The sequence below is a fragment of the Nostoc sp. NMS2 genome (assembly GCF_017115105.1).
Taxonomy (GTDB): Bacteria; Cyanobacteriota; Cyanobacteriia; order Cyanobacteriales; family Nostocaceae; genus Nostoc.
Genome location: NZ_JABXKH010000103.1, coordinates 30212 through 51059, shown reverse-complemented (window position 1 = coordinate 51059; position 20848 = coordinate 30212). Strand labels below are relative to the sequence as shown.

Here is a 20848-nt window from a genome sequence, read left to right as displayed (position 1 = left end):
AAATTTATATTTTGCGATCGCTATACTATTAGTTGATATCAGGACAAAAAATACTCTGAATAATACTGAATGCGTGACATTGATTACAGTGTGCGATCGCTTCTACTGACATATTTACTCGCTTGATTGAGAGCAATCGCGATTTCTTTCAGTGGAGCTTAAATTTATATTCTCTATCCAGTAGTTCGCATACATCGACTTGCTCAACTAAGCTTGAATTTGGGTTTGAGGCTGTCTTGTTTGTGTATTACTGGGTGCATTTAGTTTGCGGGATAATGCCAACACATTCATCGCAAACTGCTGATAAAGTTCTGGGGACTTATTCATGAAAACAACTATTGCATTCCGATGACTGTAAATTGCTAAATATCGACGTTTATTAGTTATCGCATAAACAATTAGGGCTGCTGCTGCAACAAGTAAAATTAAACCTAGTGCAGAAGAGTTTCTGAATGCACCCAAAGCTGAAAAAGCTAGGAATCCTCCAAAACCCAATAACGCATAAATAGGGGCTTCTAATGTTTCTACTGAATCAATATTTTGAATGCGTATCCAAGTCTCTCTCTTTTCTAAACCAGTTTTTGTTGTTCCAACAAGAGTATCACCTGTAAATTTGACAAGAATCGTTCCTTTTGCTGGAACTAACACGTTTCCCCAAACTTGGGCGGGAGCGCCTGTAATTTCCGTGACTTGCTGATTAGTTCTCATGTTTGTATTACCGTTCATTAGATGCCTCACCTGATGTTTAGAATTGCAATCAACAGTTGGATATAAAAACTAGAACAAGTGGGCTATTAGAGCTATACTTACCGCTCACACAGAAACTGAGTAAATAACTAATTTGGCAAATATTTAGTTAACAAATCCTCACCCTGAGCGCCCATCTCATCAAGCTTCTGTTCAATAAGCTTCTTCGCCATCGGCGACGGTTTAGAGCGTCCATTCTCCCAACGATTAATCGTGGTATATGTCACGCCGAGAGTGGCTGCAAACTGTTCTTGCGTTAACCCAGCCAAAAGTCGCAAATCACGAATGATATGCCCTACCTGTGGCTGTTTGAAAGCCAAGGGTTTTTTGATAGTCATTGAGCAAGCTTGACCCACTACCTTAAGTAGCTAATGCTATATTGTTTGTTGCATTTTAGTCATACGGAATTGCAATAAACCTCAGTGTGTATCCGTAATAATGAAAAATATGTAAAATTATTTACTCTAAGCAGGAATATTTTTTAAGTGGTTCTGAACCTAAATTCTTGGAGGTAAATGACTCATTCATAGGGTAATAGATGCGATCGCACCCTTAAACTCGTTGATGCACAGTTCTATTTATTGAAATATGTGAGTATTATGTAGGGTGATTTATTTTTCTCATGCAAATTTAACCCTAACCTACCTGAATGCAATCTATACTTTAGCTGTATTTTCTAACAAAGAATTTTATGCTGAAGTTACATTCTTTCGCTAAGGTTTCTTTATTGACAGTATTATCAACAATCTTGGTTTGGCAGTACCCAGCTTTTGCTTGGAATAAGGCTGGACACATGGTTTCAGGAGCGATCGCTTACAGGGAACTCTCGCAGAATCATCAAGAAGTAATTGAGAAAATGGTTGCCATTTTGAAGGAACACCCTGAATACTCTAAATTTGAGCAGCAGTGGAATTCCCTCAAACAATCTAATATTTCTGCTGAGAATAAAAATTTGTATTTATTTATGTGGGCGGCAAAATGGCCAGATGAAGCTCGAAATAACCAAGCATTTAATCACCCAACTTGGCACTATATCAATTTTCCTTATCAACCTGGTAGTTCTTCAAACTCTATTCCTCGTGAAATTACAGGTGAAGAAAATATTATATTTGCTTTTCAAAAAAATCTTGATATTATCCAAAGTAATGCTACCAACAGCGAAAAAGCAGTTGCAATATGCTGGCTATTCCATCTAGTAGGAGATGTGCATCAGCCATTGCATACTACCAAATTAATAACTAACCAGTATAAAGAACCAGAAGGTGATAGAGGTGGTACACGTTTTTATATTAGAGTTAACCCAAATAGTCAAACAATTAGTTTGCATAAATTCTGGGATGACCTCATACTAGGCTCAGAAAACTTTCAAACTGTTCGCAACACCGCAACCAAGATAAGAGCCGACTATCAACGCAGTAAATTGCCAGAATTAAGAGAAACTCAATTTAATAATTGGGCAAAATTGGAGAGTTTTAATATCGCTAAACAAAAAGCATATCTTGATGGCAAGCTTTCTGGTAGTAGTGATAAAAATGATGGAAAGCCGTTACCGCCAAATTATGCTGCTACTGCCAAACCAATAGCAGAACGCCGGATGAGCTTGGCAGGCTACCGTCTAGCTGATCTGCTTAATAAACTGTTCAGTAAGTGATAAAAGATATACAATCTCTTTTGTTCTCCACTTAGATAATATGGGTGGTTTTTGATTTTACTAAAGCGATTACCCCACTTTGAGACTGATCGCTTCTTCCTCCATCCCCAGATTTCCTTACCCAGCAATCATGTCCTGGGGCCCGCCAAGGAAGAAGCTCAAAATCGCGGATGCCGTCTGGAATACACTGGCTTGTGCTGACTTCTAACCTTTGTAATGCCAACTTCAAGATTATTCCTTTTTTGCGTAAAGTACGAAAATTGAGGTGAATAGTATTATATAACAGTATTTACTATGTAGAAACTGGGGACAACATTGATTTTCCCCCATATAATTTACTCTATTAAAAACTGCTCCAGCTTTCGTCTAGAACAGTTTTATATTGCACGGTAGAAGCCAGATTCACAACTGCGCCTAATATTTAAGGAACTTGCATTCCGCGTTGCACAGCCGGACGTTGCTGCACCATCTCTACCCAGCGTTTAAGATTTGGGTAATTGTCGAGTGTTAAACCCTGAAATTCATAAATCGCTACCCACGGATAAGTTGCAACATCCGCAATAGAATAGTTTCCACAGATAAATTCATTCTCTTGCAGTTGTTTATCTAAGACACCATAAATGCGTAAAGTTTCCTTTTCATAACGCTCGATAGCATAAGGAAGTTTTTCGGGTGCAAAGCGTTTAAAGTGGTTCAGTTGCCCAAACATTGGCCCGACTCCTCCCATTTGGAACATCAGCCACTGTAGTACTTGAAAACGGCTTTTTTGTTCAGTGGGTAAGAGTTTACCTGTTTTTTCAGCTAGGTAAATTAGAATTGCACCCGATTCAAAAACTTTAATTCCAGTTTCTTGGTCAACAATAGCCGGAATTTTACTATTGGGATTGATGGCGATGTATTCAGGTGTAAATTGCTGTTGTTGAGTAATGTCAATTTTGTGGACATTGTAGGGCAATTCGACTTCTTCCAGCATGACGGAAGCTTTGCGTCCATTGGGCGTGGTGAAGGTGTAGAGATCAATCATCTGCTGCTATCCCAAAATTTTGACATTTTCCGATGGTAGTGTAGCTTTGATTGAGCATTTAGGGTATTAGCCAATAGAGAGATAACAGCAATAGTTAAGCGTGGCTTTTCAAGTGATATTGCCTGATGACAAATACAAGCGGATCAATTAACCCGCGCCTTTAGTGGTGAATACTCTGGAACATTATTCTGCTCAAAGGGTGAGGAATCGTTCTCCTCAATGCTTGATACTTGAGTCAAGAATAGCAAAAACTATCAAAACAGCTAAGTGATGAAATCCGATCGATTAAAGATGCAAGACCCCCGGCAGCAATATCCCACTCCGCCCTTCCCTCAACAACCGCAGCCCGTACCAGGACTTGCTCAAAAGATGCAACCCCAACCGGATCACGGTGAGCAGAGCTATATTGGATGTGGAAAGCTTGCAGGTCGGAAGGCATTGGTCACTGGAGCCGATTCTGGTATCGGGCGTGCTGTTGCGATCGCATTTGCGCGAGAAGGTGCTGATGTCGCTATCGGCTATCTTAAGAGCGAAGAAGCTGATGCTCAAGAGGTCATCCAATTGATTAAACAATCAGGGGGCAAAGCGGTTGCGCTTCCGGGTGACATCACCGACGAGCATTTTTGCCAAGAGTTAGTGACAGATGCAGTGCAATCTTTGAACGGTTTAGATATTCTCGTGAACAATGCTGGCGCACAGACATCTTACCCATCAATTAGCGACATCACGACTGAGCATTTCGATAAAGTGATGAAGACAAACCTCTACGCGCTATTTTGGATTACCAAAGCTGCCGTTCCACATCTTCAACCCGGAGCATCAATTATTAACACCACTTCGATTCAGGCATATCAACCTTCAGCGAGTCTGCTTGACTATGCGATGACCAAAGCCGGCATTGAGAATTTTAGCAAATCTCTCGCCAAACAGATGATCCACAAGGGAGTGCGCGTTAATGCAGTTGCACCCGGCCCATTTTGGACACCGCTACAGCCGAATGGTGGTCAGACCCAAGAGAAGATTGAGAAATTTGGTTCTGAAGTTCCGCTCGGAAGACCCGGACAACCTGTAGAAATTGCTCCTGTGTATGTGTTGCTTGCTTCCCAAGAAGGTAGCTACATCACCGGAGAAGTTTATGGTGTAACAGGCGGCATCGGGATTGCCTAGTTCAAAAGACATCTTGGCATTTGTAACTTTTGCCAAAATATTGGAGTGCATGTTTGCATGTTAAAGGGAAGGGAAAATTCCATACTTTTACCCCTTCCCTATTCCCCTCTTCCCCACAAATGTCAATAAGTCTAGTTAAAAAAGTGATGAAGTGGGACGAGCCAATCTTTTTGTATCGCTGTGGTACTAGGGTGCAGTCGCCGCCTACTGGATATTACTGGCGGATGATGGACGAATACCCATCAATGCGGATTTATCAGTTAGAGCTTAAAGATGCAGAGTGATAAGGTTCAAGGGCTATGAAGCTTATACAGCAAGCACTTTGACTTGCTTGTCGCCCCTTGAAGTAATAAGGTTTTCAATTCTGACCCAAGTGTGAGCGATGTCTGCAACAGGCTGTTTGGTATCGCTTGGGGTTCCTCTTTGAATTAAGAGCGATCGCTCCTCTAAAATTCTTAGAGTCAAAATTGGGAATGCGATCGCTTTTCCCATTCAAACAACCGAACAGTGCGTCTGGCGGATCACTCTGGCATCTGTGCAGAATTCAAGCGAGTCAAAATTGGGAGTGTGATCGCACTTTAGTAGTTGCTTTGCGATCGCGTATCGCCAGGAGAAGCAATGGTCATCAACTTTTCAACTAGAAATTCGCTTCTCAACTATCAACATTAAGCCTTTCAATTTCCCATCTTCTGTAAAACTTTGGCTAGTGCGACATTTATTATCGTTATTCACAAGATTAATCATTTCCGTTGCCAGTAATTGACCTGTCGCTTTATTCCAGACATTAAAAATGATAATGCTATCTCCATGTTCACGCGCAATAGTGGTGAAATTTGACCATGTGGGAACATTTACTGCTTCTATTTCTATTTCATCATTACTAATTACCTTACCAACAAAACTGTTAGTGACAATTCTACCGTCGGCATAATGGTAAGTATTGGTTTGTAACCATTGATTGTCAACTATCTTTTGTGTAATTTCTGCTTCAAAGCGTTCTGTTTCTTGAGCATTAGCATCCATTCTGATCCAGTAACCTGACCAAGTGCCAACATGTTTGGGGAAAACCTGAAAATCACTCAATTGTTTGGACATATTGCTCATACAAACAAAGTTTATTTACCTATTTTTTTCTTTATACATTAGAAAGCGATGTCTACAACGGGCTGTTCGGTGTCGCTATTCTCTATAATTTTTTTATAGTACATAAATACTATTAAAGTTAACCCTAATACTTCCTAAGCAGCAAGTATCGAGTATATCAGCTACGCTGGGCGGTTACGCCATCGCCCTGATAAAATTCTTTTCGAGAAATGAAAGCAACAAGAAAGCGATTGCTTGTGACAAAGCAGTACACTCCTGCTATACCGAAAATCCACTCCTTGCTATAGCGTACCCACCCGCCGGGGCATCGCCCTCAAGCCCTGGCGAGAAGAATTAAAGAACCAACGCACTGTGTGCAACCATTTCAAGATTCCACTCCTTGGATAGTAGGTATCGCAGCCAAAATAGAATAACGGCGGATATCTTCTAGTGGCGCAGCTATTAATCCTTCTAGCTTGGCTATTGCGGCTTGCAGATAGGGTGATGTTAAATGAGTATCCAGTGCTGCCGCAGATTCCCATTCTTCTACAAAAGTAAAATCTGTTGGATCTGATTGATTTTGTAAAAGTTCATATTTAATCACACCTGCTTCAAGTTTCGTTGATTCAATCAGTCCCAATAATAAAGCTTTGAGTTCTTCTACTTTATCTGGTATTGCCACAAAACGAGCTACAACATGAATGGTTTGGTTAGTCATTAGTCAATGGTAATTAGTTATTAGTTATTAGTCCTGTCGTCCATAGCCAACAGTTGATAGTCAACCTCTTCGGGGAATTCAAAATAGGTTAATAGGTTAGACCTACTGGAGTGACCACCATGTAGCGAAAGATAGTTAGTAATAAAGCGTAGTTTAGCGCATTTCGACCCTTCTCTTCTTAGGTTGCGCTCTAAGCGTAGCTATGCCGCAGGCTTTACGACAAAGCTCAAGGCAGATATTCTCGATTGCAGCAGAGGTTACAAGCAGCAATCGCACCCCAGTCAACAAAATAAAATCCTTACACTAATGGTAGGGACTATGGCTTACTCTCTCTTTTGTTATCCACTTACATGATGTGGGTGGTTTTTGATTTTACTAGAGCGATCGCCTCTCCCTAAATAATTCTTAGAGGAAAAATTGCCTTTGGGACGTAGTTTACCGCCGTAGGCATCGCTTGCTTCAAAGCAATACACTGCTACTATGAAAATCCCCGATTGCGATCACTCTCTAGCCTAGAAACTTTCTTTGACAAAATTCCCCACCCCTACCATCTTCGATGGTGGCCCCATCCGTGGAACCCTCCGCCAAATCCAAAGTGGAACCCTCTTCCAAATCCGAAGTTGATGCCATAAGTAGGATAGGGCGACACATAGATGGGATAAGGGTTGTAGATGTAAGCTGGAGAAGGCGCTACGGTGTAATAACCATCTTCATTACAAACAGTAGTAGTATGTTGCACAATTGTTTTAGGTACAACATTGTCTTGTCCAGCATAAGGTAGATTTAAATAACCATCGTGAAAACCACGAGCGAATTCACCTCCGGCAGTCCGAGGTTTATAAGCAACTCTATTCCGAGCGCTTTGTTCTCCTTCTCGAAAACCATTTGCATAAGCATAGGGGTGGTCAGCCGCCGATTCATTGAGTACTCTATTCTCAGTAACAGGATGACAGTAAACAACCCTATCAGCTTTAGCGGCTTGGGGAAAAAGTAAAGATGTTGAGCCAGCGATTAAGCTAAATATTGCAGCAACAACTATTTTTTTCACAGCCTTTAACCTCATTTATGTTTAATGCTCTAAGCCCTTTATTTTTAATTATAAAACCTGAATCCTTGCAAAAGTTTTTCTCAATTAAGCATTCAGTGGAAATACATGGTAACTAGCAGCTTACCGACTGGATTACTAGAAGCAATTTTGAACCAATCTGAGTTAAGTTCGGGAGAATAATACTTTAGTTAAGCCAAGCAAGATAGCCTAACTGCCTGCTTTAGGCGATTGCCATCTTTTTAACTCGTGTAACGCTGCCATTTCTGCCGCGTGATTTTGTAATTGGTAGTGTTCGGCTAACAAATTACAGTTAAGTTTTTGAGTTTATTTTCCAAATATGTATGGTGCTGTCCTCATTACTACTAGCGAGGGTTTTACCATCTGGACTAAGAGCAAGCCCTAAAACAGAACTGGAACCATCCTTCCATGTATGCAACAATTTCCCTTGCTCTAAACTCCACAGTTTAATAGTGCCATCATAATTGCCGCAAATCAGAATTTTTCCATTCGGGCTGATCACAAGAGATTCAACTGAATTAAAATTATCACTAAACTCATGCAGTAGTTTTCCAGTTTGAAGATTCCATAATTTCAGAGTACTAATTGCACGATTTCGAGAAACTAGCTGACCAAAACTACCAGTAACAAGCTTTTTACTATCTGGAGTAATGGCAATAGCATCAATTCCGGTTTTGTGCCCTTTGAGAATATGGCGTGTTTTTTTAGTTTGTAAATCAATCAGCCTAATTGTATTATCATCGCCACCCCCAGTACTCACAAGGGTTTGCATATCAGGGCTAAATGCAATTTTACTCACAAATCCTGAGTGTGCAGGAATGGTATCAAGCAGCTTAAGCGTGTGTAAATACCAAAGCTTGATTGTGCCATCGTCACTGCCACTAGCAATCAATCTACCATCTGAACTAATCGCAACGGTTTCTACTGGTTGGGTATGCCCACTGTCGCCCTTTAGCATAAGGAAAGTGCGTAAATCCCAAACCTTCATTGTTGGGGTGCTTATCCCACCAGTTACAATTCGCTTGCCATCTGGACTAATAGCTATTGAAGTAATACCATCTGAGTGAGCGTCTAAACTATGCAGTAATTTCCCAGTACGTAAATTCCAGAATTTAATTGTATCATCTCTACCTCCAGTAATTAGGGTTTCCCCATCTGAGCTAATCGCAACGGCTCGAACACCAAAAGTCACTTTTTTATGCCCAGTCAGTGTGTGAACAAGTTGAATCTGTAGTTGAGACTGAGTAATTGTACTCTTGCCTATGGGAAGATTTGAACTAGAAGAATGTACATCAATACCAGTGATGTTTACTGCAATTGCTAAAACTATAATGACTGGTTTGGATTTGAGAAAATTCAATAATTTCATGGTGCCCAGGAACGCAATTACATAACATGGTTCCCATTTGATGGAGGGCGATACCAAAGGCTAGCAGGTACACCATCGCACCTAATTTGATAGACCATTAATTCAAATGCTCAGTTCAAGATGGATTTTGGGAATTGAGCTTCGCTTGACTAATTGCATCCAATAAAAACAAACCGACATCTTTATGCAATGGTTCATTATGCTGTGGACAAGCCGTTGAATGTAGGCATCTTGGACAACCAGCTTCACAATCACATTCAGCTGCTAAAGCGTAAGATGCTGCAGCAAATTTTGTGAAGTCGGAGAAAATAGCTTCTGCTGCCCCATTTCCACCTTCACAGGTGTCAAAAAAGTAACCAATGTTTCTGCTTTCTTTTTGTATGGCCAATTCATCTACATCCAAACTGGAGGATAAAACTACCAAAGGTACAGCTTTAACTATCTGGTGCTGGATACTATGCAGTGCCGTCACTTCAGCAGTGCTACTCCATAATGATTGATAAAGTTCTGGAACCTCACCTCCATTAGCGGTCATAATTTCTTGTTTGTATTTATTGACAGTTATTTGCAGGGCTTTCTGTAACGGCTCATTTAACTCTACTAGTACGCAAGGCGCTTGGTATTTTGTGACGTATGGCTCTGAAAATGCGATTTCTTTTTGAAGTTTTGTCACTTCTGCTGCACTCAGCGCCTGCTTACACAATGAACAGCTTTTTCCTTCAAGTGGTTTTTTATAATTAGCGCAACGTTGGTTTTTACAAGTCATTCCGTAGGTACGCTTCATCAATCTATAACCAATAACAGAATTCGTAATTTCTCCCCAAACAAGAGTTAAACGTAAACGAGCATCTTTGATATTAGTAGGGATAATTTTCGATTCCGCCAAGGTAGAAAGTGGTTGAATATCTAATTCTGACTCCGCTTCAGTAAATAAATCTGTATCTTTTCCTAAAAATGTTAGGATTGCTTCTCCTTTGTCGGAATTTAGGCTTTCGCTACGGTATGCTATTAATTGCCCACTTTCATCTTGCACCATATATATTGCTTCGGGAAATACTTCTCGATGGGCTAACGGTAGCGACATACTTTCTAAAATTTCGCCCGTATGTTTATTAATTAGAGAAATTGACCTTTGAGTGCTGCTTCTGATATTAATTTCTTTATGAGGATAACCTCTTCCCCAGAGTTTTCCGTTACCACTTAAGAAAATTTTGTTTTGTTGTAAAAGAGAATCTGCAACTGCACCGGCTGTTTTTCCAAAACGAGTATTCAGTTCTCCCAAAGTTAAACTACTTTCAATGCAACCACATTCTAAATGTTTACCTAAAATGGTTGGATAGTCAGGGTTAAATGCGGCAGATTCAACTTCTCCTGATAGTAACTTTTGGTTATGTCGAGCGTAGTATACATCAATCGGGTTTTGTCCTAATGGCAGATAAATCACTAGCCCGTGCTGTTTGCGTCCGGCTCGACCAACTCGTTGCCAAAATGACATCAAGCTACCTGGAAACCCCCGAATTAAACAGCAGTCTAGTTCCGGTAAATCGATTCCTGCTTCTAGGGAAGAAGTTGAAATAATTACCTTGATTTGTCCACCTTGGAGTTTTTGAATAATCTCGCTACGGCGATCGCCCGTTAAGGAACTGTAGAAAACTGCTACCTTGCTGGTTAGATAACCTAATCCAATGCGTTGTGTTTCTCTTTGAATTAACCCAAGTAAACCTTTGACAGCTGCACGAGAGTTACAAAAGACAATCCCACTCAAGTTATGCTGCAACCAGGAAATCACTATTTTAGTAGCTTCAACATTAGCTGCATTGTTTGGAGCAAGAGATAATAAGGTACGTCCTTTATAGGGAGCGCCACTATCCTCAATCAGGTGTAATCTTTGGGGTTGATGGGTTCTGCCGCTAAATCGCAATGCCATATCTTGAGGATTTCCGATCGTGGCACTAGAACAAATAAATTGCAGTCTTTGGGAATTACCACCAACCGCATCAACTGCTAACCTTAGCCGCCGCATGAGATTAGCAAAGTGTGCGCCGAAAGCCCCAGTATATGTATGGCTTTCATCAATTACACAGTAGCGCAACTGTCTTAAAAACTGTCGCCATCCAACTCCTTCATCTCGACGGCGTACATTGTAGAGATAGTAATGCAATAAGTCAGGGCTGACTGCCAAGATGTTTGGAGGGTTGGGAATAAAAAAGCGCTGCCGTTCATTAGCTGGTGTATCTCCCGTCATCAGTGCGAGTTTGAGGCGAGTGTTGGGCATTGCCTTGACAAGCGACTGTAATTTTCGCATTTGATCTAGAGCTAATGCTTTAAGTGGAAAAATGTACAATGCTGTTGTTTGCGGTTGCTTAATGCATGATTCCAGAATAGCCAAGTTGTAGCACAGCGTCTTTCCGCTTGCTGTAGGCGTAGTAATACTCAAGTCAAACCCAGTACGTAACTTTGTTAAAGCTTCTAATTGGTGAGAATAAATCTGAGTGATACCGTTATTCTGTAACGCTAAACGTAAAGCAGGTGGTAAATCGCCCGGTAGAGGGTGAATCATACCTTGGTTAGCATTTTTGATATCTATCGCTCTAATGCTTGCAATCAGTTCTTGCGCTACAGACTGAAATCCTACCTGGGGGATTTGTTGAATCTGCTCCGCAGTTGTTGTGGCTGCGGCGTTGTTATCTTCAAGGAATGTTGCCGAAGATACTAAGTTGGCGTTACTTGCTTTAATTGATCCCAAAGCTAGAGTCTGCTCCCAATCGACAAATTGGGTTGGCTTAACTTCTTCTACAAACTTGACAATCAACCGTCTGCCCAATAATGCCATTACCTCCCCAACTCCATACTCTGGTGAGTAAACATATCGACCTGCACTTAGCCATTCAGGAGGTTCTGGAACAGTTTGGTTGGCGGCACGGATAATTGCGGCGTAATCGGTTGGTTTGTTATCAGTCACAAATTTATGTTTCTGCTAGCAGTAAATTATTTGTTACTGACTGCCAGTATAAACCTAATGAATTTACTCTGGCATTTTCGTTGCTTGCGTTGCCTATCCAATTTATTATCGGCATACGCGAATTTGCGGAATTACAACGAACCAATCTTCTGTTATATTTCCATTGACTTCATCTTTTCTCAAATGACGATATATACTTCTGACTATAACTTCACTTGCCTGAAACTGGAATTGTCCAGGTTTGAATCCTTTGTAAGCCTCTAGTCTTCCGGCCAAAGCAGTAATTCATATTTAAATTGGGTAACGTCAAAGTTAGCATCGTCAAAGTAGTACTGCCCCTGAGCTTGAAATATGCGCTTAAAAAGTTCTGGAATGCTATTAGCAATAATTACAGGATCTGAAAGCTGATTGCTCTCTAAAATCGGCTGGACCAAAAGTATGCAACATTCGCGCTTGTAAGTATTAAAGAAGTAAGCAATACAACGACCATCTTCAAGATCCATCAGATGAGTTGCATAACAGGTAAAAGATTTTGGTTGAGAAATTTCGTAAATTTTATTGCAAAATCATTGTTACATTCGCGCACTGCCCAACCAATTTCAGGTTGTAAAGTTTGCGATTGAGAATCTTGACGAACGCCAATGAAACCAGCGAGTAGTTCTAAAGAATATTCTTTCTCACCTGCCATTTGAAGACGAAATGGAGCTTGAGAGATTCCTAAAGGCAAGCTATCAGCACTAATACCGCGAGTTTCGTGGCTGAATGTTTGTTCGGAGGATGATGACCCGTTAGGCAAGGAGCAGCGATCGCTTTTTCCACTTTAGCAGCGCCGCCTCGCTGATCTGCCGGTGCTATATATTCCTTGCTGCAAAGCGTCGATTTTGTTGAACTTGTGGCAAGTACTGAAAGCTATGATTACATGGTAGTGTAGTACGCTTTGAAAATTTCTACTTTTTCAAGCCTGCTCCCGTGATAAAGCGATTGCACTCAAGCAAATAAAATGGGCAAAATGTCAAATGAATAAGTTTTTTATCCGCTATTTACTAGGCTTCATTTTAACGTTGAGCCTAGTTGTTGTCGGGACTATTAGTTATGCTAGTAATTCAAATTATGAGATTTGGATGAGTGACCAAGGCAATACTCAAGGGATTACAGCCACAAATCCTAAAGGTTTTTATGGTGGCAAAGTCAGAATTTATAACAGCAAAGATTTAGAAGAAAATCCACCCATTAACAATCCTTTAGTTTTGGATGTAGCTACTGATTTATTTCTTATGGCTCAACAAACCACAGGAGATAACGTCAACCGAATTCACGGAATTATGCCCACACCGGATGACAAATATGTAACTCTTAATTTTGTTGCTTCTGGTCATTTGGGTATAGTTAATAGCCAGACAAAAAAAGCTATATGTCTATTCCGCACTACCCAAACAAGTACAGGTAGGCAAAACCACATGAGTTTGGTTACTGATGACGGATCAAAAATCCTGTTGGCTAACCAAAGCGGGAAAATGCTTGAACGTGTAGACATAGCCGAAAACGATAAAAGAAAAGTGATCGGCTTTCAATATAATAGTGATCGGCTTTCAATATAATGCTGATGCAAGTTTAGATTTAGTTGGTGGAACAGGTAGGATATTAGCTCAACCAATTGCTGTAGATGTAGATCCCTATGATGACATCTCTTGTACTAAAACAGGTTTGGTCTCAGATGGTCAATCAACCATCACACCTAATGGAATAGCTAAACAGGCTGTGAGCATCCGCCCTAATAATACAGTTATCTGCCCCATTCTTACCGATAATAGCCAACATGCCTATGCGACATTAGGAGGTGGGGGTATGTTTGTAGTTGACACCAATATTACGCCAATGGAAATTGTTGCCGAGTATGATGTCAATACATTTCGAGCGGCTGGCTGTGGGGGTCATTCTGCTAATGGTAGTATGTTTCTCAGTACGGGTACACCTGCACCCAATATCAGTGAATTTAGCGTATATCAGCTAACTCAAGATTACCCGTCAGCACCTCAATTTAATTTGCCTAATCAACCTACTCCGATAGCTGTTTGGGCTGACTCTGATAATGGTAAAACTTTGGCTGGTAACAATCGTGATGCACATGGCATGGTAATTGTGAAGGACAAATATCTACATCAATTTGATCGTATACGCAACAATGTAGAAGTCTTTAAAGTTGGTCAGAAAAAAGTTGGTCAGAAACTTGAATACGAAGGAAGTTACAGTTTGGCAAATTCTGGTGTCTGTAAGTCTACTTTAAACACCATGACTGACGATGATCCGACTCCGGATTTAGCTGATCCAGATTTAAAAGGTAAGAGGATTTATGTTGCTTTACGCGGCACTCTCCCTCAAACTATAGCTCATGCGGCTATAGGTAGTTGTCCGGGATTAGGAATTATCGATTTGAATAACAAAAAAACTGGTCAACTTACCCATGTTTTACCCACATTTATAAAGAGTGGTGATACTAAAGATAATTTGAGTGACCCTCACGCTGTTATTCTTGTTAAAAATTAGGCAACAGCAGCTGTATGAATATATCGGTGGGTGGAGATGACGATTGAGCGCTCCACTAACACCGCGCCCACCGAGAACGTGCGATCGCCCCCAATCCCATGAACCTTCTCTTAAGTGTGTAAGCTAGCGATCGCCTCCTGTTTAGTATAGGCTCAATTGGAGTAGGTTTCCTATTACGCCGATATAGACTTCGAGTTTTTGGTTAATCAACATTAGAAGTAGCATCTGGTCTGTGTCTGGTCAATTCCAGTAGTGAAATTATTCTTACATTTCTAACAGTTTGCGAAAATGCCCTGACTTGGTGTTAGTAAATTATCTGGATCGTAACGTCGCTTTGCACTTACCAGATTTCCCCAAACTGGACGGAAATGCTGCTGCCAATCATGAGGGGAGAAGGATAGGGCGTTTACAGGATATTGATAACCACCCAAATCACGATTTTGCTCAAAAAGTCTACGATTATCATTGAGCATTTTTGTAATTGCAGAATCATCCGGTGGCACTGCTGTTCGCAATATGGCAAACAGAAACACAACCTTCTGGTTCGGAACCCGGAAATTAGGTAGCCCGAAGCGTTTAGTTTTAACTGGATATAGCAGAATTGGGCCCTGGCCTGTGTCAGCTAGCGTTAAATTAGCAGCGACCTCACCAACAAAACTGTTAACTGCGCTACCTGGCACAAACAGGTTTAACCAAGGATGAGGATTTGACCAAACACCAATCGATTTGAGAAAGGCAACTGTCGGAGCTAAACGGTTGAGAAAATCAAATTTTGTTTTATCCTCTATTTGTTCTGTACCGCGAGTATAGTTTAATCCCCGAAGCAATCGGTTATTATTAGGTACAGAAGGAGGACTGTAAAAGCTAGCCACTTCTAGCAGATAACGCCATCCACCAGCATTATTAGAAACTAACTGACCTTCTACATAGTTGAAGCGCTCATCAAAAATGATTTGGCGTTGGTCATGAGTAAAGGTAGCTAAATCGTCATAATATAACTGAAACACACGGGCATTGGTAGTGGCGGGAATTAGCTTAAGAGTTGCTTGTACAATAATTCCACATTGACCTAGCCCTGCTAGTACTGCTGTAAATAGATTGCGATTGTAGAAGGGTGAACAAGTTTCGAGATCACCAGTACCAGTAACTACCTTCAGTTCTAAAACATTGTCAACTTGCACACCATAACGGTGAGTTGCACCACCAATACCCCCCACTGATAAAGTGCCGCCTACAGAAAGTTCAATATAATCAGTGAGAACGGGCGGTGTTAATCCTGTAGCAAGCGTTTGTTGCAATAACTGACTCCATAACACTCCAGCATCAACAATTGCTCGGTCTGTACCAATGAAATGAATCTTGTTGAGCGTGCTTAAATCAATGACAATGCCTGCTTCTACTTGTGACTGACCGTAGGTAGAGTGACCCTGACCGCGCGGGGCAACTTTGAGCTTTCTCGTCCGAGCGAATTGAATAATTTGAACAATATCCTCAATTGAGCCTGGTTTAAGTACTGCTATCGGTTGACGATGGACGATGTTACCAAAATCAATACTGGCATCAGTAAGTGTCGCATTATCAGTGTAAAGTACTCCATCTAAGGAAGGTAAACTTTCAAAAACAGATGTGGCACTGGCAGATGTTACCCAGGAACGAGTAGTAAAATCAAACCCGATCACAATTGCACTGGTAATCAAACCTTGTAAAACTGAGCGACGTGAAGTGTTTTGTCCCATAATTTTTACTTGGTACTATAATCGTTATCTAATGAAATAAATATACTGTTAGTTTTAGCATTTACTTAACTAAAGTTAAATTTCTATTCAGTGAAAAATTTGATTTTATGGTACAGCCATTAAATAAAAAATATACAATCATTTCATCAGAAATACGGTTAAATACTGTTAAGACTATTACTGAGTCAAAATCGCCCTCATAAAATACAAGAAGGAAAGGAAAGGAAAGCAACGGGGAAACCATCGCTCCTCGTAGTGAAAATCAGTACATGGATTCAGTTCTTTTCAGTTATTTATAAGACTCTAGAAAATAGCAGATGTTTGCTCCAACCGATCGCACTTCCCTAATCTAATCTCCGCACCAGATTTCCCACCAACACGCCACTCATGACTTTAATAGCCCATATCAGCAGCACTTTCGGCAGTCAGAGAGAAAATCAATTGGCTACGTTTTGCTTTAAGAGCGATCCCTACTTTCTCATCCCCAAATTTCCTTACTCGCTATGTCTGATATTCTAATTGGAAACATATTTAGCCCTGCGTTCCTCCCTTCTTCGTTTTTTATAGTTATTAACCTGATATTTAAGCCACATGAACGGGTAAATATCCCCTGCCAAGTGAAAACCTATAGATCCAACAAGCCCTACATCTGAATAAAGCAATGTTACAGTGAAAATATAAAAAATAAGATGCGTAATAATATGTAGTCTTCCTTGATAAATATGGTTTCCAACACTTACAAACAAACCCAGAAGAATTGCTAAGTAATAATTATTTGTATATAAGCTTAATTGATGTACTAGTACTCCCCGAAATATCAACTCTTCTGTTATTGGATTTAATATACATACAGCAATCATAAATAATATTTTTTGAAGTTTTTGGCGTGGCATAAGCCTTACAGAAACAAGATAAGCATCATTTTCCACAATTTGACTAACTCTAAAAAGATTTAAAATTTTACTTAAGAATGACACAAATATACAATAGCAACCCAAGCCAATTATTAAGGAAAGTATTGGGAATATTTTGAATTTTAAACCAACTGATGGTGCATCCCATCCGACAATATAAGTTATGCAAAAAAAGGAAATTAGCAAAATTTGATTCCATAATATCAAAAACCCAAAACTAGATTTAGGTCTTTCTACTTTTTGTTGTTTTTTAATTAATTTTCCTTGATATATGCTGTTATACAAATACACTATGCTTAAGAAAAATACAAAGAATATAACACAATTACTTAATGGAGGTAATTCAGTTTTCACGATTATCTTTTATGGGGTTAAGGATGAAACTAAGTATTACTCATGTATTTTTTAGCTTAGTTTTTAATGTTTAAAATTATTTCTCACGACTTGTTAAACTCTAATTGCCCTACATAATTAAATTCACCCTGACTTTCAGTAGAGGTAAATAACCGCATTTCATAGGAACCGGAGGCAGGAAGTTTACACGTAACTTGATCGCCTTGTACCGCGTGGCCACAGGATTGGGAATTGTCTCCACCTTTTGAGTTATAGCTGGCTAATAACCAAACATTCTTAGGATTTGCCAATACTAATTTTGCTTCATCACCAACATTCGTCTGCGATCGCACAGGGCTGACAAGTTGCAAGCCATCAGCAAAAAACTTTGGTTTCATCATCGGCTGGCGCAAAAACTCACCAAGCAGTAATGGATTTGATAACAGCTGCCAAGCAGGATCTTTTGGAAAATGGCTGATCACCATAACTTCTGGTGGGGGCATTAAGTATTCAGTACGGTAGTTTTTTGTAAAACCTGACGAGCGATCAACATAACCGCTATCCCAAGTAGCATCAATTAAGTACCATTGTCGAATGGCACTAAGAAAAGCTCTAAGCTATACAGGATAAGCGCTACAGATTTCAAAGCTATTAAACAGTGTGGCGACGGGGCAGGCGATTGTTCTTGATGAAGTGTTGCGATCGCTAATGAAGTTTGCTCCCGGCGTAACCGCCCGCCTTGTTGGGATGCCTGCGGCGGTAAACTACGCTATGGTTGACTCCAGACAGTGCAAAAATGTACGGGTTGTCCAAAAAAATTTTAGGTAGGAAAAGCTTACTCGTTCATGAAATACTTTCCTTGATCCGAGCAAGCAAACATCATAAATACTACTGTGACACTACGAGTACAAATCCTCAAGGATAAATTTAATTCATCTTTGGGATTACCTTTTAAAGAATTGTTACCGACAAGTGTAATTGAACAAGCACTCTCGGAGCTAAACATTAGATATTATCGGCGATTATTTGACCCAATAGTAACGCTTTGGGCGTTTTTATCTCAAGTTTTGGATACTGATAAAAGTTGTCATAATGCAGTAAGTAAAGTCATTGCTTATCTGGCTGGACTTGAAGTAGAAATCCCTTCAACAGATACAAGCGGTTATTGTCAAGCGCGGTCAAGATTACCAGAAACATTATTACAAAAGCTTTTTCAACAGAGTGGTCAAAACTTAGAACAAAAAGTGACAACAGAATATTTATGGTGTGGAAGAAATGTGAAAGTAATAGATGGGTCTACGGTATCGATGCCAGACACTCTAGAAAACCAAAAAATATACCCTCAATCCTCTACTCAAGCATCTGGATGTGGATAACCAAAAAGCGAAAATCGGTGTGGTATTCAGTTTAGCTACTGGAGCCGCTATTGCACTATGCATAGATATTCTGAACACGCATGATATTAAATTAGCTAGAAATTTATATAAGTTTCTTAATCCATTGGATATCCTTTTGGGAGATAGAGCATTTTGCGCTTATGCCGATTTGATTTCTATTAAAAATCTAAATTGTGATGCAGTTTTTAGGAAACACCAAGCCCGAAAAACCACAATGCGAAAAGGTAAAATAATTGGGTCAAGTGATAAGTTAGTAACTTGGTATAAACCTAAGAGATGCCCACAGGGATTGAGTAAAGATGAATTTAATGCTTTACCTTCAACCATAACTGTACGAGAGATATATTATTATATTGTTGTTCCTGGCTTTCGCACTGAACGAGTTAGCTTAATTACTACTCTCTTAGATACAACAACCTATTCTACTTTAGATATTGTTGGCCTTTATGGTCAACGCTGGGATGTTGAACTAGATTTAAGACATCTCAAAACTACTTTAGGGATGGATATTTTACGATGTAAAACTCCTTCAATGGTACGTAAAGAAATTTATGCTTATTTGCTGGCTTACAATCTACTTCGTAGTTTGATGTGGTCAGCAGGAACTACTTATGGCACTCCTCCCTTGCGCTTGTCGTTGCAAGGTACTCGCCATCATTTAGATAACTTTATTCCCGAATTATTAGCCGCAACTTCAACAAAACGTCTTAAAATTTATCGCACTTTACTCAAAGTTATTGCTCACAAAGCTGTTCCTGATCGTCCTGCTAGAAACGAACCACGAGTTCGTAAACGCCGCCCAAAAGCTTATCCCTTAATGACCAAACCCCGGCACGAATTACGAAAGCAGTTGCAAACTGCTTAATCCACAAGCGTTTCGGCTTTTCTTAGTGCCATTCGTACCATTGTCCTTTTACTCTTGCTGCATTCCACGCATGACCTTGACCGCTAAGGTCGCTGGTTTGAGTTCGTGCATCTCCTACGACATAAATGATTTCTTCTCCAGCTGCTTTACCCAATGCTTCTAATAATTTTGCATAGCCGGCACATACAGACTTACGAGTTTTAAATACAGTTTCGGCATCTTGTGGTGGATATTGCCCTGCAAAATAAGATTCAGCATCGTATGCAATTCGATCTGCAACGTAATCGTGAAGAGCTTTAATTCGCTGTACTGGATCTGATTCTTTACTAACAATATACTGAGCAACTGATGCGATGCTTGTCTCTACACTGCTGGGCATATTAGCAACTGCGGGATGTATTCCCATACCTTGCCACGCCCAACCATTGGTATTATTAGCAGGCTGTGGTTTGGCAGTATCTTGCTGTTTTAAATTCTCAAAAGGATCTCGGTCGGTTTGGGGTTGTGGTTGGACTTTACTACTGCCGTCATCGTAACGCTCAAAAGGATTTTTATTAAAGCTGAGATACATTCCTTCCAAACCATTTGCCAGCTTGAATAAATTCTGTCGAATTAACTGTGCAGGTTGCCCTTGCAAGTCACCCAGCATCCAGTCGCCTCGCGTTGAGAGAGCTATGAAACTCAAACGCGGTTGCCATACTAATAAAGCAGCGATCGCCACAAAGTTGATTACAAGAGTTCTGAGCGTCAAGCGATCGCCCCAAGTCAAAATGCGCTCTTTGCTCCGACTGCCCTTGCTTTCTGCCCGTAGTTCCCAGAGCATAGGTAAGATGGGAAAGAGAAACACCCCTGCTAGTACGGCTAAAGAAGTAGAACGGTTATTGTAAGCAGCTAGGGAAGATGCTAACCAAACACCTAGTAGTGTACCAACCCAAAATTGCTACGTCGAGGTAAGCAAGGGAGCAGGGGAGCAGGGGAGAGGGGGAGAGGCTTATACCAAGTTCTTTCCCCTCTGCCCCTCTGCCCCTCTGCCCCTCTGCCCCTCTGCTAACCACCATGCAAAGTTTCCTTGGCAGACTACTAGTTCTTCTATTTGCCGTTTGGGAGCCACACGCACTGTTTCTTCTGGAATGGGGTCTATGGCTTGCGGTTGAATCACTCAATTCCTCCTTCACCGCAGGTGATGGTAGATGCTTATTGATAAAAAGAAAGGCAGAGGGCAGAGGGCAGAAGGCAGAAGGAAGAAAAAGGTACAAACCTTGCCCCTTGTGG

Annotated in this window: 26 protein-coding genes; 9 read left to right on the top strand and 17 right to left on the bottom strand. The window is 40.5% G+C overall.

The window, feature by feature from the left end; genetic code table 11:
• Positions 1-207: 207 nt before the first annotated feature.
• Both HWQ36_RS18725 and HWQ36_RS18720 read right to left on the bottom strand, forming a co-directional pair.
• Positions 208-726, bottom strand: coding sequence for a hypothetical protein (locus HWQ36_RS18725; protein ID WP_292705183.1), 519 nt, complete (start codon positions 724-726; stop codon positions 208-210).
• Positions 727-836: 110 nt separating this feature from the next.
• Positions 837-1085, bottom strand: coding sequence for a helix-turn-helix transcriptional regulator (locus HWQ36_RS18720; RefSeq protein WP_190937851.1), 249 nt, complete (start codon positions 1083-1085; stop codon positions 837-839).
• A gap of 353 nt (positions 1086-1438) precedes the next feature.
• On the opposite strand from HWQ36_RS18720, the gene HWQ36_RS18715 reads away from it, so the two are divergent.
• Positions 1439-2398, top strand: a complete 960-nt coding sequence (locus HWQ36_RS18715; RefSeq protein ID WP_292705182.1) for a S1/P1 nuclease — start codon at positions 1439-1441, stop codon at positions 2396-2398.
• Positions 2399-2429: 31 nt separating this feature from the next.
• On the opposite strand, the gene HWQ36_RS18710 is transcribed toward HWQ36_RS18715, so the two are convergent.
• Both HWQ36_RS18710 and HWQ36_RS18705 read right to left on the bottom strand, forming a co-directional pair.
• Positions 2430-2627 (bottom strand): hypothetical protein, encoded by a 198-nt coding sequence (locus HWQ36_RS18710; protein WP_292705181.1) that lies wholly within the window; start codon positions 2625-2627, stop codon positions 2430-2432.
• 192 nt (positions 2628-2819) lie between these two features.
• Positions 2820-3422, bottom strand: coding sequence for a glutathione S-transferase N-terminal domain-containing protein (locus HWQ36_RS18705; RefSeq protein WP_292705180.1), 603 nt, complete (start codon positions 3420-3422; stop codon positions 2820-2822).
• 270 nt (positions 3423-3692) lie between these two features.
• Here HWQ36_RS18705 and HWQ36_RS18700 point away from each other — a divergent pair, with 270 nt between their 5' ends.
• From HWQ36_RS18700 to HWQ36_RS18690, 3 genes are all read left to right on the top strand, one after another.
• Positions 3693-4589, top strand: coding sequence for an SDR family oxidoreductase (locus tag HWQ36_RS18700; protein WP_292705179.1), 897 nt, complete (start codon positions 3693-3695; stop codon positions 4587-4589).
• Between the two features lie 119 nt (positions 4590-4708).
• Positions 4709-4873 (top strand): hypothetical protein, encoded by a 165-nt coding sequence (locus tag HWQ36_RS18695; protein WP_292705178.1) that lies wholly within the window; start codon positions 4709-4711, stop codon positions 4871-4873.
• Between the two features lie 126 nt (positions 4874-4999).
• Positions 5000-5230 carry a hypothetical protein gene (locus HWQ36_RS18690; RefSeq protein ID WP_292705177.1) on the top strand — a complete coding sequence of 77 codons (231 nt, stop codon included), beginning with the start codon at positions 5000-5002 and terminating at the stop codon, positions 5228-5230.
• On the opposite strand, the gene HWQ36_RS18685 is transcribed toward HWQ36_RS18690, so the two are convergent.
• From HWQ36_RS18685 to HWQ36_RS18650, 8 genes are all read right to left on the bottom strand, one after another.
• Positions 5223-5684, bottom strand: a complete 462-nt coding sequence (locus tag HWQ36_RS18685; protein ID WP_292705176.1) for a DUF3598 family protein — start codon at positions 5682-5684, stop codon at positions 5223-5225. The genes HWQ36_RS18690 and HWQ36_RS18685 overlap by 8 nt on opposite strands.
• Positions 5685-6057: 373 nt before the next feature.
• Complete coding sequence (locus tag HWQ36_RS18680; RefSeq protein ID WP_163939093.1) at positions 6058-6390, bottom strand: putative quinol monooxygenase; 333 nt, start codon at positions 6388-6390, stop codon at positions 6058-6060.
• 338 nt (positions 6391-6728) lie between these two features.
• Positions 6729-6863 (bottom strand): hypothetical protein, encoded by a 135-nt coding sequence (locus tag HWQ36_RS18675; RefSeq protein ID WP_292705175.1) that lies wholly within the window; start codon positions 6861-6863, stop codon positions 6729-6731.
• A gap of 71 nt (positions 6864-6934) precedes the next feature.
• Entirely contained in the window at positions 6935-7438 is a 504-nt protein-coding gene (locus tag HWQ36_RS18670; protein ID WP_292705174.1) for a hypothetical protein, read from the bottom strand.
• A 310-nt stretch (positions 7439-7748) separates the two neighbouring features.
• On the bottom strand, positions 7749-8825 hold the full coding sequence (locus tag HWQ36_RS18665) for a WD40 repeat domain-containing protein (protein ID WP_292705173.1): 1077 nt from the start codon (positions 8823-8825) through the stop codon (positions 7749-7751).
• A gap of 115 nt (positions 8826-8940) precedes the next feature.
• The gene (locus HWQ36_RS18660) at positions 8941-11787 is read right to left on the bottom strand and encodes a DEAD/DEAH box helicase (RefSeq protein ID WP_292705172.1); all 2847 of its coding nucleotides are present in this window, start codon (positions 11785-11787) and stop codon (positions 8941-8943) included.
• 260 nt (positions 11788-12047) lie between these two features.
• Positions 12048-12290, bottom strand: a complete 243-nt coding sequence (locus tag HWQ36_RS18655) for a hypothetical protein (protein ID WP_292705171.1) — start codon at positions 12288-12290, stop codon at positions 12048-12050.
• Positions 12290-12583, bottom strand: a complete 294-nt coding sequence (locus tag HWQ36_RS18650; RefSeq protein WP_292705170.1) for a DUF4419 domain-containing protein — start codon at positions 12581-12583, stop codon at positions 12290-12292. Before HWQ36_RS18650 ends, HWQ36_RS18655 begins: the two co-directional genes overlap by 1 nt.
• A 220-nt stretch (positions 12584-12803) precedes the next feature.
• Between HWQ36_RS18650 and HWQ36_RS18645 the strand changes: the two genes are divergently transcribed.
• Positions 12804-13385 (top strand): hypothetical protein, encoded by a 582-nt coding sequence (locus tag HWQ36_RS18645; RefSeq protein ID WP_292705169.1) that lies wholly within the window; start codon positions 12804-12806, stop codon positions 13383-13385.
• Positions 13366-14331, top strand: coding sequence for a hypothetical protein (locus tag HWQ36_RS18640; protein WP_292705168.1), 966 nt, complete (start codon positions 13366-13368; stop codon positions 14329-14331). Before HWQ36_RS18645 ends, HWQ36_RS18640 begins: the two co-directional genes overlap by 20 nt.
• A 272-nt stretch (positions 14332-14603) precedes the next feature.
• On the opposite strand, the gene HWQ36_RS18635 is transcribed toward HWQ36_RS18640, so the two are convergent.
• From HWQ36_RS18635 to HWQ36_RS18625, 3 genes are all read right to left on the bottom strand, one after another.
• Positions 14604-16067, bottom strand: a complete 1464-nt coding sequence (locus HWQ36_RS18635) for an FAD-binding protein (RefSeq protein WP_292705167.1) — start codon at positions 16065-16067, stop codon at positions 14604-14606.
• Positions 16068-16582: 515 nt separating this feature from the next.
• Positions 16583-17335 (bottom strand): CPBP family intramembrane glutamic endopeptidase, encoded by a 753-nt coding sequence (locus tag HWQ36_RS18630; protein ID WP_292705166.1) that lies wholly within the window; start codon positions 17333-17335, stop codon positions 16583-16585.
• Between the two features lie 83 nt (positions 17336-17418).
• On the bottom strand, positions 17419-17817 hold the full coding sequence (locus HWQ36_RS18625; protein WP_292705165.1) for a hypothetical protein: 399 nt from the start codon (positions 17815-17817) through the stop codon (positions 17419-17421).
• Positions 17818-17974: 157 nt separating this feature from the next.
• Between HWQ36_RS18625 and HWQ36_RS18620 the strand changes: the two genes are divergently transcribed.
• From HWQ36_RS18620 to HWQ36_RS18610, 3 genes are all read left to right on the top strand, one after another.
• The gene (locus HWQ36_RS18620; protein ID WP_292705164.1) at positions 17975-18142 is read left to right on the top strand and encodes a hypothetical protein; all 168 of its coding nucleotides are present in this window, start codon (positions 17975-17977) and stop codon (positions 18140-18142) included.
• Between the two features lie 65 nt (positions 18143-18207).
• A complete protein-coding gene (locus tag HWQ36_RS18615; RefSeq protein ID WP_292705163.1) occupies positions 18208-18690 on the top strand; it encodes a transposase domain-containing protein in 483 nt (160 codons plus the stop codon).
• Positions 18683-19576, top strand: a complete 894-nt coding sequence (locus HWQ36_RS18610) for an IS4 family transposase (protein ID WP_292705162.1) — start codon at positions 18683-18685, stop codon at positions 19574-19576. The genes HWQ36_RS18615 and HWQ36_RS18610 overlap by 8 nt, the downstream gene beginning before the upstream one ends.
• A gap of 22 nt (positions 19577-19598) precedes the next feature.
• Here the strand turns inward: HWQ36_RS18610 and HWQ36_RS18605 are convergent, their stop codons facing one another.
• On the bottom strand, positions 19599-20399 hold the full coding sequence (locus HWQ36_RS18605; RefSeq protein ID WP_292705161.1) for a transglutaminase-like domain-containing protein: 801 nt from the start codon (positions 20397-20399) through the stop codon (positions 19599-19601).
• 168 nt (positions 20400-20567) lie between these two features.
• Positions 20568-20735, bottom strand: coding sequence for a hypothetical protein (locus HWQ36_RS18600; protein WP_292705160.1), 168 nt, complete (start codon positions 20733-20735; stop codon positions 20568-20570).
• Positions 20736-20848: the final 113 nt, after the last annotated feature.